The sequence below is a fragment of the Neisseria sp. P0021.S005 genome, assembly GCF_051956955.1.
Window position 1 is genome coordinate 1 of sequence record NZ_JBQCWY010000936.1, and the last position, 475, is coordinate 475.

The window sequence follows — 475 nt, forward strand, 5'->3', positions numbered from 1 at the left end:
AGTGTGGACAGCCAGTGTGGTGGTGACCGTCGCCATGCTCGGCTATGTGCTTTATCAGGATACTGCCGGCCTCCTAAAAGAGAATTACATCGGCTATCCTGACAGCTTCCTCAATATCTTTGGTTGGGGCATGGTGGGCGCCGTCCTCGTATTGTCGGTCTTGCTGTCATTCTTGCCGTGGGAACACGGTCAGGGCTTCAACGTCAAAGACGAACATGAACACGAACGGGAAGTAGACGAATAATGAGTACTTCAGCCATTATTATGATGCTTGTCGCATTGATCGTCAGTTGGGGCGGATGCATCGTCTCCGTCCTGCGCCTGCCTAAAGAATAAGGTTTGAGCAAATGAAAATGCCGTCTGAAAGTCATTTTTCAGACGGCCTTTTTGTTACATAGCAAGGGACGGAAGAGGGGGAATCATCGTGGTGGACGGCATGTGCGAGATTTTTAATAATGGATGACCGGGTAGGATG

General features: G+C 49.9%; 1 protein-coding gene and 1 pseudogene. Both read left to right on the top strand.

The annotated features are described in order from the left end of the window. Positions 1-244: pseudogene (locus tag ACTHUE_RS20240) on the top strand (sodium-dependent transporter); the annotation flags it as partial. Next, positions 244-336 carry a methionine/alanine import family NSS transporter small subunit gene (locus ACTHUE_RS20245; RefSeq protein ID WP_440424305.1) on the top strand — a complete coding sequence of 31 codons (93 nt, stop codon included), beginning with the start codon at positions 244-246 and terminating at the stop codon, positions 334-336. The pseudogene ACTHUE_RS20240 and the gene ACTHUE_RS20245, both read left to right, overlap by 1 nt. Positions 337-475 lie beyond the last annotated feature (139 nt).